The following is a 13,816-nucleotide window of genomic DNA, read 5'->3' as shown; positions in this document are numbered from 1 at the left end:
CTGTATCGCTCCAACGTAAAGTGCTCCATGTCCCGATCATCCTCCGACGATATGGTGATATCGGCCCGCAATGTCACGCTGACGCTCGGCAGCGCGAGTGCAGCGACCGCGATCCTCAAGGGGATTGATCTCGACATTGCGCGGGGCAGCAGCGTGGCGCTGCTCGGGCCTTCGGGGTCGGGCAAGTCGTCGCTGATGGCGGTGCTGTCCGGGCTCGAACAGGCGAGCGGCGGAGAGGTCGAGGTGGCGGGACTCGATTTCGGTGCGCTCGACGAGGATGCGCTGGCACGCGCGCGGCGTGGTCGTATCGGCATCGTGCTTCAGGCATTTCATCTGTTGCCGACGATGACGGCGCTGGAAAACGTCGCCGTCCCGATGGAGCTTGCCGGCATGGCCGATGCGTTCGCGCGCGCCGCCGATGAGCTGGAGGCGGTCGGGCTTGGCCATCGCACCGGACATTATCCGACCCAGCTGTCGGGCGGGGAACAGCAGCGTGTGGCGATCGCCCGCGCGCTGGGACCGCGGCCGGACCTCGTCTTCGCGGACGAGCCGACGGGCAACCTCGATGCCGCGACGGGTGCGGCGGTGATGGACCTGCTGTTCGACCGACGCGCGGCGACCGGCGCGACGCTGATCATCATCACGCATGACCCGGTCCTCGCGGCGCGGTGCGACCGGGTCGTCGAACTCGGTGACGGGCGTATCGTCCGCGATCAGTTGCGGTCCGTGACGGGCGCGGGGGCATGACCGACTGGCGGCTCGCCTGGCGTCTGGCCAGGCGCGAGCTCAACCTCCGGTTTCGCGGCCTGCGACTGCTGCTGGCCTGTCTGTTCCTGGGGGTCGGCGCGCTGGCGGCGATCGGCAGCCTGACCCGCGCGATCGACGGCGAACTGGCAAGTCGCGGCAGCACGATCCTGGGTGGCGACGTCGAATTCGCCACGTCGCAACGCGCTGCGACACTCGAGGAGCGCCGCGCGATGGCCGCGCTCGGCACCGTATCGGAGACGGTGCGCATGCAGGCGACGGCGGTTCGCGGTTCGGCCAGCGTCCCGATCGAACTGAAGGGCGTCGACCGCGCCTATCCGCTCTACGGCACGGTCCGGTTTGCCGATGGTGGCGTAGCGGAACCGCCGCGCGACTCGGGGATCTGGATCGCGCCCGCGCTCGCCGACCGGCTGGGCGTCGGCCGCGGCGCCCGGATCCGGCTGGGTACGGCCGAGTTCGTGGTCGACCATGTCCTCGCCGAGGAGCCTGACCGGCTGGGCGAAGGCTTTACGCTGGGGCCCGTCGCGATCGTTTCGCTGCCCGGGATTGCGCGGACCGGCCTGATCCAGCCCGGCAGCCTTTACGAGACCAAATATCGCGTCCGCCTCACGTCAGGACTCGCGCCAACGCGCGCGGTCGACCGGATCAAGGCGGCATTCCCGTCCGCGGGCTGGGAAAGCAAGACCCGCGACCGTGCAGCGCCCGGTGCCGAGCGCTTCGTCCAGCGGATGGGCCAGTTCCTGTTGCTCGTCGGACTCTCCGCGCTCGTCATCGCCGGTATCGGGGTCGGGAATGGGGTCTCGTCCTATCTCGCCGCACGGCGGCAGAGCATCGCCGCGCTCAAGGTGCTTGGTGCGACGTCCGGGATGATCGCCCGGGTATACCTGATCCAGATCGTCGTTGTCGCCGGGATCGGCATTCTAGCCGGTTTGATCGCCGGCGCCGCGGCGGTGCCGTTGATCGTCGCGCTCGCGGGCGACGTGCTGCCGGTCGCGCCGAGCTTCGCGGTGCAGCCCGTGCCGCTGCTTCTTGCCGCCGCCTATGGGATGGTGATCGCGCTGGCCTTTACCGCGCCAGCACTGGTCGAAGCCGGAAGCGTGCCGGCGGTCGTGCTGTTGCGTGGCAATGCCGGCCAGCGGCGCGTACCGTTGCGCCGGACGCTGCCCTGGGTTGCCGGTGGCGGGCTTGCACTCGTCGCGCTCGCGCTGCTGACCGCGGAACAGCCCGGGCTCAGCGCGGGGTTCCTTGCGGCGGTCGCGGCCGTGCTGCTCCTCCTCGCCGGGTTCGGCTGGCTCATCCGGATCGCGGCTGCGCGATTGCCGCGGGCGCGCCAGCCTTTGCTCAGGCTTGCGGTTGCAGCACTGCACCGTCCCGGCGCTCGCACCGGCACGCTGGTCGTTGCACTTGGTCTGGGGCTGACGCTGTTCGTCCTGCTGGCCGCAATCCGGACGAGCATCGACGCGAATATCGCGCGGACCGTTCCGCAGCGCGCGCCTGCGCTGTTTGCGCTCGACGTCCCGCCGCAGCGCGAAGCCGAATTCCGCCGCACGGTCGCTGAGGCCGCGCGCAAGCCGGTTGTGACCACCGTGCCCGCGATGCGCGGCACGATAACGGGCTATGCGACGACGCGCGTTGCCGATCTCAAGACCTTGCCCGAAGGCGCCTGGGCGCTGCGTGGCGAACGCGGCCTGACCTATGCCGAGACGCTGCCGGACGGCAGCCAGATCACCGCCGGACGCTGGTGGCCACGCGGCTATGCCGGGCCGCCGCTGGTGTCGATCGACGAGCGGCTGGCCAAGGCGCTTAGTCTGAAGATCGGCGATCCGATCCAGTACAGCCTGCTGGGTGTCGAACGGAGCGCGCGGATCGCCTCGTTCCGGCGGATCAGCTGGGATACGCTCGGGTTCAACTTCGTCATGGTCTTTTCCCCCAACGCGATCGCCGACGCGCCGCATAATCTGGCGGCGACAATCGATCTCGACCGTGGCGAGGAGGGCGCGGTGATGCGTGCGTTGCTGCCGCGGTTTCCGTCTGTTTCGGTGATCGAGGTCCGCGACGTTCTGGGGCAATTGCGGACGATCGTGGGGCAGATGGCGACCGCGATCACCGCAGCGGCATCGGTCGCGATCCTTGCCGGTATCGCGGTGCTGATCGGGGCGATCGCCGCGGCACGCGAAGCGCGGACCTATGACGGCGTGATCCTCCGCACGCTCGGCGCGACGCGTCTCCAGGTGCTTGGCGTCCAGGCGCTCGAATATGCGTTTCTGACGGTGATCCTGTCCGCGGTGGCGCTGCTGCTGGGGCTGGGGGGGGCGTGGTATTTCGTCACGCAGGTCTTCGCGTTCACATGGCTGCCGAGCTATCCGGCGGTGTTCGCAACGCTGATCGTAGGTGCGGGGCTGACGATGGCGATCGGGCTGATCGGGGCCTGGCCGATCCTCAGCGCCAGGCCAGCCCGGGCGTTGCGCGATCTCTGACCTGTTCAGCTCGCGGCACGAAATCGCGGCCGCGGCGTTTGCAAGGGATCGGGACGGCGCGATGGGCGGCCAAGGGGATTTTTGAGTGAGCAATGCAGTGGCAAACGGCGACGCGCCCGTCGACGCGACGAGCCCGTGGTCGATGTCGATGGCGACCTGGTGGTCGGTGCTGAAGCGCAGCTGGGCGGAAGCCAGCGACGACAATATCGGGCTGATCGCCGCCGGCACCGCCTTTTACGCCTTTGCGGCGATCGTGCCGCTGCTCGCCTCGATCGTGCTGATCTACGGGCTGGTCGCGGACACGGCAACCGTCGTCGCCAATATCCGCGGTCTGTTCCAGGTGCTGCCGGCGGACGCAGCCAAGGTCATCGGCGATCAGCTTGCCACCGTGGTCGGCACGTCTGAGGGCAAGAAGGGGTTTGGACTGATCCTAGCACTCGCGCTTGCGCTCTATGGTGCGTCGAAGGGGGCATCGTCGATCGTCACGGCGCTCAACATCGCCTATGAAGAACGCGAGACCCGCGGGTTCTTCGCGCTGTACATCCTCGCATTCTCGATCACCGCGGGCGCGGTGGTTCTGGCGCTGACCGCCGCGCTGTCGACCGCGGCCTTCGCACTGCTCGACAGTATGATACCGGGGGCTCCCGATTTCGTCCTGACGCTGCTGCGGCTTACCAGCTACGCGGTGCTGGCAATGCTGGCCGTCACAGCAGCAGCGTGCCTGTACCGGTACGGGCCGAACCGCGCGCATGCCAAATGGGCGTGGCTGACCCCGGGGTCGCTTGCAGCGACACTGACCTGGCTCGCCGCGACTATCGGCTTCGGTTTCTACGTCGCCAATTTCGGGAATTACGGCGCGACCTACGGCTCGCTGAGCGCGGTGGTCGTGCTGCTGACCTGGCTGTGGCTGTCCGCCTATGTTTTCCTGCTCGGTGCCGAGCTCAACGCGGAGCTCGAGCATCGCACCACCCGCGATACGACCACAGGGCCCGAGCGCCCGGCCGGTGCGCGTGGCGCTGCTGTTGCCGATGCGACCGTGACGACGCCCCCGCCATCACACACGCCCGATGTGGCAGAACCGCGCCGTGGCGTGCGAACCGCGCAGACCGCGGCCGCATCGCGGGCCGCGCGCGCGCCGATGCCGTCGGTTCTCCTCGCGGTCGGCGGGCTGGGTGCGCTGCGTCGAGGTTCCGGCAAGGCAGGCATGATCCTGCTGGTCGTCGGCGGCGCGCTCGCCTGGGCGGGCCGGACGTCCCCGGAGGGTGACGACGATGCCCAGCGTTCCGCTTAAGCTGTTCTTCGACGGCGGCTGTCGTCCGAATCCGGGGCGCATCGAAATCGGAGTCGTCGTTCGCGGCGTGACCCATATCCTGGACGACTGCGGCCACGGCACCAATAGCGATGCGGAATGGCTGGCGGCGATCCATGCGCTGCGGATCGCCCGCGAACTTGGCGCGGTCTCGGTCGATCTGCGCGGCGACTCCGCGCTAGTGGTGGGACAGGCGCGCGGCGACGCGCGCTGTCGATCGGCGGAGCTTCGCGCGCACCGCGACGCCTTTCAGACGCTCGCCGCGACGTTCGAGACGGTGAAGATCCGCCATGTCGGTCGGTCCCACAACCTCGCCGGGATTGCGCTGGCACGCCAGCATCCGCGCTGAGCGCCAGGCCCTCTCACGAACCCCCAATTGACAGTGCTGGTCGCAGCACTCCAGCCTGCTATAGCGCTACCATCGCTGGCTCGTTCCTGACCGCTGACGACAGAGAGATGCGCGCGCTCCCGTCACACCGACTGGAGAACTGCGTTGGCCATCGCTCCATCGTCCCCGACCCCCGCAAAGACTGCAACATCGCCCCTCGCGCTGATGATCCGGAAGCTCGAGACCCATGCGACGCTTGACCGACGTGATCGCGAGGCGATCCAGGCCCTGCCGCACCATGTCCGCACGTTCGATGCATCGGCCTATCTCGTCCGTGAGGGCGACAGTCTCCAGCATTGCTCGGTGCTGGTTTCGGGCTATGCGTTTCGCCAGAAGGTCACCGGCGACGGGTTGCGGCAGATCGTGTCGCTGCACATTCCCGGCGAGCCGCTCGATCTCCAGCATCTGTTTCTTGATCTCGCCGACCACAACGTCCAGACGCTGACGCGCGCCGAGGTGGCGATCATCCCGCGCGCGGCGCTGCAGGAACTCGCCTTGTCTCATCCTGCGATCGGTCACGCGCTGTTCGTCAACACGCTGGTCGAGGGATCGATCTTCCGCGAATGGGCGCTGAACGTCGGGCGGCGCGACGCCCGGACCCGGCTGGCGCATTTCCTGTGTGAAGTCGCGGCGCGGCTCGACGCTCAGGGTCTCGACGGGGGCAGGGGCTATGACCTGCCGATGTCGCAGGAACAGATCGGCGATGCGCTCGGGCTGACCGCAGTGCATGTCAACCGGACGATGAAGCTGCTCGAAAGCGAAGGGCTGATCGTCCGCAGCAGGCGATGGATTGGCATACCAAGCTGGACCGCGTTGCGCGAGGTCGCGGACTTTTCGAGCCGCTATCTCCACGTGAGGTCCAAGGCCGACTAGTCGCGCTCTGCGGCCAGGGCCGCGAGGATCGACGCGGCCAGCTCGGGACGGCAGATCAGCAGATCGGGGAGCAGCGGATCGACGCAGTTGTAGACCAGCGGGCTGCCGTCAATCCGCGACGCATGCAGCCCCGCGGCGATCGCAACCGCAGCCGGGGCGCAATTGTCCCATTCATACTGACCGCCGTCATGCAGATAGGCGTCGGCCCGGCCATCGACGACGGCCATCGCCTTGGCACCCGCCGATCCCATCGGCACCAGCGTCGCCCCCATCGCGACACCGACGCGACGTGCGATGTCCGGCGCTCGCGAGCGGCTGACGACGATCCGGAGCGGTTCGCCTGCGGGTGCCCAGGTCCTTGCCGGATCGTCGGTCGCGAAGACTGCACCGCGCGCAGGCACCGCAACCGCACCGACGCGCGGGACGCCATCGATCGCGAGGCCGATATGCACTGCCCAGTCGTCGAGGCCCTCGGCATATTCGCGCGTGCCGTCGAGCGGGTCGACGATCCAGACGCGCCGCGCCGCACAGCGGCTGCGATCGTCGAGCGATTCTTCGGACAGGATGAAATCGTCCGGGCGTTCGGCGCGCAGCCGGTCGATGATCAGCATATTGGCCTCGCGGTCGCCCGCAGCCCCCATCGCCGCCCCCGCGATCGTCCCTCGCGCCCGGATCTCCTGCAGGAGCGCGCCTGCCTCTAGCGCCACGGAGCGCGCCAGTCCGGCATCGGTCAGGTCGATCGTCACAGGTCATAGCTCCAGACGCCGATGACATGTTCGACGATACGCTCGGCTGCGGCCTCCGGGCTCTCGCGGGTCGTATCGATGCGGATGTCGGGACGCTGCGGCGCCTCGTACGGGCTCGATATACCGGTGAAGTCTGCGATCTCGCCCGCGCGTGCCTTGGCGTAGAGGCCCTTGGCGTCGCGCGCCTCGGCAGAGGCGAGCGGCGTGTCGACGAAGATCTCGACGAACTCGCCCGGAGCGACCATCGAACGCACCATGTCCCGCTCCGCGCGGAACGGCGAGATAAACGCGGTCAGCACGATCAGCCCGGCATCCGCCATCAGCCTTGCGACCTCGCCGATCCGGCGGATATTCTCGATCCGCCCGGCTTCGGTAAAATCGAGGTCGCGGTTGAGCCCGTGACGGATATTGTCGCCGTCGAGCAGGAAGCTGTGCCGGCCGAGCGCGAACAGCTTCTTCTCGACCAGGTTCGCGATCGTCGACTTGCCCGAGCCCGACAGCCCGGTGAACCAGAGGATCTTGGGCGACTGACCTTTTTGCGCGGCATGCGCCTCGCGCGTGACGTCGATCGATTGCCAGTGGACGTTCTGCGCACGGCGGAGCGCCGATCCGATCATGCCCGCCGCGACGGTCGCGTTGGTGGCGCGGTCTATCAGGATGAACCCGCCGAGATCGGCACCGTCGGCATAAGGCTCGAACACGATCGCCCGGTCGGCATAGACCTCCGCGACCCCGATATCGTTGAGTGCGAGCGTCGAGGCGGACAATTCGGCCTGCGTGTTCACGTCGACGACGTGACGCGGCGGCTGGACCGTCGCGCCGACGACCTGGGTGCCGAGCTTCAGCTGATAGCCGCGGCCCGGTACGAGCGGCGTGTCGGACATCCAGACGATGGTCGCGAGGAACTGGTCGGCGGCCTCGGGCGGCGCATCGGCGGCGGCGATCACGTCGCCGCGCGAGCAATCGACCTCGTCGGCGAGCACGATCGTCACGGACTGGCCGGCGACCGCCTCGGTCAGGTCACCGCCGAGCGCGACGATCCGCGCGACGGTCGTCGTCTTTCCCGACGGGACGATGCGGACGCTGTCGTCGGGGCGCACGGTGCCGCTGGCGATCATGCCGGCAAAGCCGCGGAAATCGAGATCGGGGCGATTCACCCATTGCACGGGCAGCCGGAAGGGCTGCGCCTGGCGCGCGTCGACGTCGATCGGCACGGTCTCGAGATGCGCGAGCAGCGGCAGCCCGGTATACCAGGGCATCGTTGTCGCCTGGGTCGCGACGTTTTCGCCGGTCAGTCCCGACAGCGGAATCGCGGTGAAGCGGTCGATACCGATCGACGCGGCAAAGGTCCGGTATTCCTCGACGATCGCGTCGAACCGCGCCTCGTCATGGCCGACCAGATCCATCTTGTTCACGGCGAGCACGATCTCGCGGATGCCGACAAGGTGCGCCAGATAGCTGTGACGGCGGGTCTGGGTCAGCACACCCTTGCGCGCGTCGATCAGGATGACGGCAAGGTCTGCGGTCGACGCGCCGGTGACCATGTTGCGCGTATATTGCTCGTGCCCCGGCGTGTCCGCGACGATGAACTTGCGCTTTTCGGTCGAGAAAAAGCGATAAGCGACGTCGATCGTGATGCCCTGTTCCCGCTCTGCGGCAAGACCGTCGACCAGCAGCGCGAAGTCGATATTCTGGCCCTGCGTGCCGACCCGGCGGCTGTCCGCCTCGAGTGCTGCGAGCTGATCCTCGAAGATCGTCTTGGAATCATAGAGCAGCCGGCCGATCAGCGTCGACTTGCCGTCGTCGACCGAGCCGCAGGTGATGAAGCGCAGCATCGACTTGTTCGCATGCGTATCGAGATAGGCGTCGATATCCGACGCGATCAGCGCCTCGGGCGTATAGGCGGACATCAGAAATACCCCTCGCGCTTCTTCTTCTCCATGCTCGCCGCCTGATCATGGTCGATCGCGCGGCCCTGACGCTCGCTGGTCGTCGTCAGCAGCATTTCCTGGATGACGTCGGGCAGCGTCGCCGCCTCGCTTTCGACCGCGCCGGTCAGCGGGTAGCAGCCGAGCGTCCGGAAGCGGATCGACCGATCGACCGCGACTTCCCCCTCACGGAAGCGGAACCGCTCGTCATCGACCATCAGCAGCATCCCGTCGCGCTCGACGGTCGGCCGCGGCGCGGCGAAGTAAAGCGGGACGATTTCGATCCCCTCGGCGAGGATATATTGCCAGATGTCGAGTTCGGTCCAGTTGGACAGCGGGAAGACGCGGATGCTCTCGCCCTTCGCGATCCGCGTATTGTACAGACGCCAGAGTTCGGGGCGCTGCGCTTTCGGATCCCATCCATGGCTTGCCGAGCGGAAGCTGAAGATTCGTTCCTTGGCACGGCTCTTTTCCTCGTCGCGCCGCGCGCCGCCGAACGCCGCGTCATAACCGCCCGCGGTCAGCGCCTGCTTCAGTCCGTCAGTCTTCCACATGTCGGTGTGGCGGCTGCCATGGTCGAACGGATTGATCCCGAGCGCTTTCGCCTCGGGATTGGTGTGGACGATCAGTTCCATCCCGGCTTCCGCTGCAGCACGATCGCGTAGGTCGTACATCGCGCGGAATTTCCACGTCGTGTCGACATGCAGCAGCGGGAAGGGCGGGCGCGCGGGGAAGAACGCCTTCTTCGCCAGATGCAGCATCACGGCGGAATCCTTGCCGACCGAATAAAGCATCACCGGGCGCTCGGCCTCGGCGACGACTTCGCGCAGGATGTGGATGCTCTCGGCTTCGAGGCGTTGCAGATGTGTGAGCCCGGTCATTGCGTTCCCAGATAGGCCCGCGGACGCGGTGTGCGACGAACTTATACTGTTGGCCGCAAAAGCGCGATCAGTCGCGCGACTGGTCGACCGAGTCGATCAGCCGCCCGCCCGCCATGAACACCGCGGTCGAACAGGCCGCGGCGAGCAGCCAGCCGCCATAGCCGGGATACTGCTCGAGATAATGGCTGCCACGTTCGACCGCCCCGAGACCAAGCCCGTAGATGACGAGATACGCCTCGAACTTGGTCTTGATCACGAACAGGCGGCAGAAACGTTTCCACATTCCCGCAACGTAGCAACGCTCGTGCCAAGTGCGGAATTGCGCCGTTTGCACAGTGTCGGGGTTGGTTAACTGTCAATTAACCCGACACCGCAGAACTCTGCGCTTCTGACGCGAAAATACCAGAAAACCCTCACTGTTTCCACCGAGACAAAGGGTGTAAAATGGAAAACCGTCTGATCGTCAATTCAGTTAATTTTGGGGCCCGCTCCGGTGGGCCCGGCACCTATCGAACTGATGCCCTTACAGCGCATGCGGCGGCGGGAGTTATACCCCCACGGATACCCCCACGCGCATCCGGCTACACTGATCGGTTCGTGGTATGACCGGTCTTGTCGCGGATCTCGCAGCCGCCGAGGCGCGCGTCGATCAGCTTCGCCGGCACCTTGCCGCCTCAACCTGTCGAGGGTGGGATGCGACATGCAAAGCTATGGCGGGATGAACGCGGGCAGCGGCGATGGCTGCGGCTGCTCGATCCCGGTCAATGTCTGCACGCGCTGCGGCGACTGCGACTATGGGGACAACGCCTACGCGGTGACCACGCGCGAAGAGTGCGCAGCGAGGCACGCAGCATGAGCGTCTATGTCGACGATGTGCGCCACCGCTTCGGCCGCATGATCATGTGCCACCTATGGGCTGATTCCCTCGACGAGCTCCTCGCTGTTGCTGACGCGATCGGCGTCCAGCGCAAGTGGATCCAGGGCCATTCGACGCTGTCGTTCGGAAAGCACCGCAACCCCTCGTGGATCCACTTCGAGGTCTCGCTGACGATGAAGGAACGGGCGATCGCCCGCGGCGCCATTCTCACCGACAAGTATGGACCGGTCGAGCATACGAGCCGACTGCATATGCTGTCGGATAACCCGGCTCCGGCCGAGCGCGGCGCGGCGATGCTGGCTAGGGTCATATCCATCCGAGGGAGGGGATCCCGAAAGACGCCGCTGCCGATTGACCAACGTCGGATCACCAAGCTGGCGCAGGCCTGTGACTTGACCGAGGAAGAGCAGCCGCATGGGCCGTTCTGGAAGCTTCGGAAGGCCAAGGCCTATGCCGAGCTTGGCAGCGCCTGCGACCTAGCCGGCGCAAAAGCGCGCCGCGCCCGCGATACCGCTCTATGATCATCGACACCCTCAATTGATCGAGCGTAGATAGGCAGCATGTCAAAACAGAAGCGATTGAAGGGCCTGCCAACAACGGCAGCGCATCTTGCCCATGCGGCCCTGTCGTATGCAAGCGTGGCTCAGCTAGTGCATACCGACGCTGATGATCAGTACATCGCAAACGTCGCTCTTCCGTTAAGTCAACTGATCAGCTTTGGCTTCGAGCTCGGCCTGAAGGCAGTGATTTTGCACCTTGGAGGAAATCAGCACCAGGCCGAAGAATGCGGGTACAATCTCACTGCAGCCTATCATCTTGCAACATCGCTCGGACTGCTATGGGACGACGAACGCCGATTGGAAGCGTGCCTCGGGGCGCTAGATAGGCAGCAAGCTCAGTTCGTGTTCCGACATATGCCGGACACGGGTGAGATGGGCATCCCGAACTTTGAAAAGACGCTCCCCTTGCTTATGCATTTTACGGGCCGAGTGCACGAAGATGTTGGGTCTCCGCTGCAAGTGCACCGGAAGCATATCCCGCCAGTTGACCTCGGCTCAAAGCCGTAACAGTGATCCCCGAACTCCGGCCCTTCTTTATCAGGATGGAACGTGAGGAGCTGCAGCTAGAAACCTAATTACGTCCGGTGCCTTTACGCGCGTTCGACATGCGCTCGGTGTTGGCCGCATTGGCCGCATCGATCGCTGGCCATTCTTCCTTCGAGTGGCAGGTTCGAGTGGGGAACATGGAACCATTTGTGTTCGCGCTACGGCAAATGGGTTTAGGTGGTTTGGCCTTGGCCGGCGAAGCGGTCACCTCTGTTGGTATTGAGGGTGCTGCGATTTGAGCGAGGCCCGCGCTCGATCCGAGCATCACTACAACAACCATCAAAGGTTTCATCGTGCCGGTCCCTACATCATCTTCGACAATGATACTGACCTTATGGGCATGCACAAGCGCGTTGATCAGGCACCGAACTCTGGCCCTGCCTCGGCAGGATAGCAGCGTCGCGGTCACCCAGTATCGTCCTGCCGTAGATCAATGCCTGGAATGATGTGCAGCCACTGTCGCTGATCGCCCACGGGAGAATCGGCATGCTGCGTACCTTGCGTCCTGAAATTCTGAACGTCTCAGCAAACGAGGGGAGGGTGTTGATCGATGGGCCGGGCGTGGCTGTCACGCTCGACATCGAAGCGGCATCAGTTCTATCTGATCAGCGGCTCACTGGGTGTACCTCGGCACGCCGGCAACAGCGTGACGCGATCGGTCAGGCGGCCCATTCGGGTCCATCGTCATCCGGATAGAACGCGTGAGGATCGCACACCGGTCGCTGCGCTGGCCGGCCTGGCGAGGAGGCGGGCGCTTCGGAACATCGGGGACCGGGTCGGGCAGGGTAGGCGCGCCACCTCCGAACCGGATCCGGATGTAGGCACCACTTCCGTGCATCGCTTGAAAGATGGCGATCGCTTCGCCTTCTTTCATCCGCTTGCCGATCAACGGCGCTCGCTCGGCGCTGACGTAGCCCAACTGCGTGCCGCGCTCGCTGAATTGCGACCGCGTTATTTTCGAACGGATTGGTCGGCTCCAGGCGCAGCTCGACCGCGTCACCAGGCGCGCAGAGCATGCACTCCATACGCCGGTTACTTTTGCTCCTGTCCTCGTTCGGAAAGTCGACGCCAACAATGGAGGTGGTCAGTTCGTCCATGGCGGTGAGGTAACGTTTTGCCCGGCGTGTCGGGAGGTCTATCCTATCCAAGCCTACCGACGACTCGATGTTAACGGAGTTGAAATGAACGATCCCAGGACATGGTTTCAGCCAAAGTTTGTTGGCATAGGATGGACGCCGCGAACGTAGGAGCATTGGGCGCTCATTGCGGCCGTGATTGCTGTTGGAGCACTCGTCGGAAGAGTGGACACTTAAAGCAGCTCATTGCGCTGTACAGATAGTTTGCCCGAATCGGTCGCTGACGCATAGCTTTGCTCGATGATGAGTGATCGAGAAGTGTGGCTGAAGGCGTGGGACGTTGTCCGGACGCATGGCACGCTGGAGTCGGCGCCTGTCGTCGCTACGCTGCTCGACATAATGGGCGATGATCCCCACCACTCCGATTGGGCGCGCGTTGCTGCGGCTGTCGATGCGATAAACGAAGGGCCGTTGCAGTAGTGTGGCGTAACGAACGCCTTTTATCGGTTATTTGGTAGGCGGTCAGTTTAAGACTGCGCGCAACGCTATGCAGAAAAGCAGTGAAACCCCTTGGCCTTGCTTCTCGGGCTTGCACAGATGAGATGCCGGTAAAGGATATGATGCATGAACGCAAAGAATGCCTGGCTCGGAAAGCCAGGCATTTTTAATTTCAGCCGCTGTAAGGTTCACCATTGTCCTAGTAACGCATTGCTATGCAACCTGCGGAACGCGCCAATGATGACAATGGTTATTCCCGGGCTGATGAAAAAGTTACCCTCGAATGGGCTTGCCGATTGGCCAGGAGCGCATTTGACCCCCCCTAAGTTAAAAAGGGCTTATCTTTCGACAAGGGCGTTTATGTATTGGAACTGCATGCGGTTAAAGCGCATTAACTGCAAATTCGTGCTGCCAGTGCTGCCTTCGCGTTGCTGACTTCGGTATATGCGCCGGATCAACGCAGCTGCCGCATAAGGCCGTTGAATGAGTCCGTCACACTCTGGCGCCGACCGATTTTGTTATCCTGCTGCGCGCGCGCCCCAAACATCACGAGGGGCCAGCGCTCGGGGCAGTAATGCCAGAGACAGCACAAAGCTAGGCGGACCGCTGGTGTGTCTACGCGACCGTTTGCGGTCTCACTGAGCGCGGCTTATATAAGATTTTCTGCATAGGCAATTCGTCGACGTTTGACCACTTAAACCCGACCCATGCGGTCCCTGGGTATCCGGACCATAGATCTGATCCGTGGCTGTGGGCGGCATAAGGAAGTCGACTTCGACCAGTTCGCGCCCGACCGTACGCTTAGGTGTCGGTCAACGGCTGTCGTCGCGCCATATCAATCCCTCCGCAGCCGCAATCGCGCTGGATTCAAATGAAAACAGCCGCCAACCTC

General features: G+C 64.7%; 14 protein-coding genes. 9 read left to right on the top strand and 5 right to left on the bottom strand.

Annotated features, from left to right (window positions below; genetic code table 11):
• The first annotated feature begins 27 nt into the window (after positions 1–27).
• The 5 genes from ASE89_RS07580 to ASE89_RS07560 all read left to right on the top strand — a co-directional run bounded on the left by ASE89_RS07580 (position 28) and on the right by ASE89_RS07560 (position 5,812).
• Positions 28–747 carry an ABC transporter ATP-binding protein gene (locus ASE89_RS07580; RefSeq protein WP_056675678.1) on the top strand — a complete coding sequence of 240 codons (720 nt, stop codon included), beginning with the start codon at positions 28–30 and terminating at the stop codon, positions 745–747.
• Positions 744–3,242, top strand: coding sequence for an ABC transporter permease (locus ASE89_RS07575; protein WP_056675677.1), 2,499 nt, complete (start codon positions 744–746; stop codon positions 3,240–3,242). Before ASE89_RS07580 ends, ASE89_RS07575 begins: the two co-directional genes overlap by 4 nt.
• Positions 3,243–3,327: 85 nt before the next feature.
• Positions 3,328–4,533: a YihY/virulence factor BrkB family protein gene (locus ASE89_RS07570; protein WP_236701664.1), complete on the top strand. Its 1,206-nt coding sequence runs from the start codon at positions 3,328–3,330 to the stop codon at positions 4,531–4,533.
• On the top strand, positions 4,514–4,900 hold the full coding sequence (locus ASE89_RS07565) for a ribonuclease HI family protein (RefSeq protein WP_056676384.1): 387 nt from the start codon (positions 4,514–4,516) through the stop codon (positions 4,898–4,900). Before ASE89_RS07570 ends, ASE89_RS07565 begins: the two co-directional genes overlap by 20 nt.
• A gap of 144 nt (positions 4,901–5,044) precedes the next feature.
• The gene (locus ASE89_RS07560) at positions 5,045–5,812 is read left to right on the top strand and encodes a Crp/Fnr family transcriptional regulator (protein ID WP_236701663.1); all 768 of its coding nucleotides are present in this window, start codon (positions 5,045–5,047) and stop codon (positions 5,810–5,812) included.
• Here the strand turns inward: ASE89_RS07560 and ASE89_RS07555 are convergent.
• The 4 genes from ASE89_RS07555 to ASE89_RS07540 are packed head-to-tail and all read right to left on the bottom strand — an operon-like array spanning position 5,809 to position 9,650.
• Positions 5,809–6,552, bottom strand: coding sequence for a 3'(2'),5'-bisphosphate nucleotidase CysQ (locus ASE89_RS07555; protein ID WP_443024341.1), 744 nt, complete (start codon positions 6,550–6,552; stop codon positions 5,809–5,811). The genes ASE89_RS07560 and ASE89_RS07555 overlap by 4 nt on opposite strands.
• A 2-nt stretch (positions 6,553–6,554) precedes the next feature.
• Positions 6,555–8,468 carry a sulfate adenylyltransferase subunit CysN gene (gene cysN, locus ASE89_RS07550; protein ID WP_056675673.1) on the bottom strand — a complete coding sequence of 638 codons (1,914 nt, stop codon included), beginning with the start codon at positions 8,466–8,468 and terminating at the stop codon, positions 6,555–6,557.
• Positions 8,468–9,412 (bottom strand): sulfate adenylyltransferase subunit CysD, encoded by a 945-nt coding sequence (cysD, locus tag ASE89_RS07545; RefSeq protein WP_198526928.1) that lies wholly within the window; start codon positions 9,410–9,412, stop codon positions 8,468–8,470. The genes cysN and cysD overlap by 1 nt, the downstream gene beginning before the upstream one ends.
• Before the next feature lie 22 nt (positions 9,413–9,434).
• Positions 9,435–9,650 (bottom strand): hypothetical protein, encoded by a 216-nt coding sequence (locus ASE89_RS07540; RefSeq protein WP_031441137.1) that lies wholly within the window; start codon positions 9,648–9,650, stop codon positions 9,435–9,437.
• Between the two features lie 417 nt (positions 9,651–10,067).
• Between ASE89_RS07540 and ASE89_RS20285 the strand changes: the two genes are divergently transcribed.
• Genes ASE89_RS20285 through ASE89_RS07530 form a run of 3 tightly spaced genes read left to right on the top strand, consistent with a single transcriptional unit; the run spans position 10,068 to position 11,311 of the window.
• Positions 10,068–10,223, top strand: coding sequence for a hypothetical protein (locus ASE89_RS20285; RefSeq protein WP_156363358.1), 156 nt, complete (start codon positions 10,068–10,070; stop codon positions 10,221–10,223).
• Complete coding sequence (locus ASE89_RS07535) at positions 10,220–10,765, top strand: DUF4031 domain-containing protein (protein ID WP_082451359.1); 546 nt, start codon at positions 10,220–10,222, stop codon at positions 10,763–10,765. The genes ASE89_RS20285 and ASE89_RS07535 overlap by 4 nt, the downstream gene beginning before the upstream one ends.
• Before the next feature lie 39 nt (positions 10,766–10,804).
• Positions 10,805–11,311: a hypothetical protein gene (locus ASE89_RS07530; RefSeq protein ID WP_056675671.1), complete on the top strand. Its 507-nt coding sequence runs from the start codon at positions 10,805–10,807 to the stop codon at positions 11,309–11,311.
• Between the two features lie 64 nt (positions 11,312–11,375).
• Here the strand turns inward: ASE89_RS07530 and ASE89_RS20280 are convergent, their stop codons facing one another.
• Positions 11,376–11,759: a hypothetical protein gene (locus ASE89_RS20280; protein WP_156363357.1), complete on the bottom strand. Its 384-nt coding sequence runs from the start codon at positions 11,757–11,759 to the stop codon at positions 11,376–11,378.
• A gap of 77 nt (positions 11,760–11,836) precedes the next feature.
• Here ASE89_RS20280 and ASE89_RS20275 point away from each other — a divergent pair, with 77 nt between their 5' ends.
• On the top strand, positions 11,837–12,046 hold the full coding sequence (locus tag ASE89_RS20275; protein ID WP_156363356.1) for a hypothetical protein: 210 nt from the start codon (positions 11,837–11,839) through the stop codon (positions 12,044–12,046).
• The last annotated feature ends 1,770 nt before the right edge of the window (positions 12,047–13,816 follow it).

The sequence above is a fragment of the Sphingomonas sp. Leaf30 genome, assembly GCF_001422525.1.
Taxonomy (GTDB): domain Bacteria; phylum Pseudomonadota; class Alphaproteobacteria; order Sphingomonadales; family Sphingomonadaceae; genus Sphingomonas; species Sphingomonas aerolata.
This window is presented reverse-complemented; position numbering and strand designations above follow the sequence as displayed.